Source organism: Cereibacter sediminicola, assembly GCF_007668225.1.
Classification (GTDB): domain Bacteria; phylum Pseudomonadota; class Alphaproteobacteria; order Rhodobacterales; family Rhodobacteraceae; genus Cereibacter_A; species Cereibacter_A azotoformans.
The window spans coordinates 1-416 of the sequence record NZ_VDEK01000166.1; the positions used below are offsets into that span (position 1 = coordinate 1).

A 416-nucleotide genomic window follows, 5' to 3' on the forward strand; every position below is an offset into this window, starting at 1 on the left:
CCAGCGCGTGGTCGAAGCCGAGGTCCTTCCACAGCTCGTGCAGAGCGAAGACGTCGCCGAAGGCGCGGGCCGGGTCGTGCGTGATCTCGTCCGCGGTGTTCTCCAGCCGGCCGACAGCGCGGTTGAGGCCGTTGATCAGCGGGTCGAGCTTGCCCGGTGTGAGCCTGTCGAGCCGGCCGAGGTTTGCCACGACACGGATGCGGACCTTGCCCTCCTCGTCGCGATGGCCCTCGACGAGTTGGAGATAGCTTCGGCCGCCCGATGTGGTGATCCGCGTGTACATTGGACGAACAATATGCGCGAGACGCCCTGCGTCTCAAGTAGAAAATCGCCGAAACGTGTTACAACAAGAAACCGTCGGCCGAGGCGCCTACCTCCACTCAACCCATTGAAAAGACGTGGGTGGCGCGAGCGAG

General features: G+C 63.9%; 1 pseudogene. It reads right to left on the reverse strand.

The features are described from left to right. Nucleotides 1–283: pseudogene (locus FG154_RS20845) on the reverse strand (IS1634 family transposase); the annotation flags it as partial. Nucleotides 284–416: the final 133 nt, after the last annotated feature.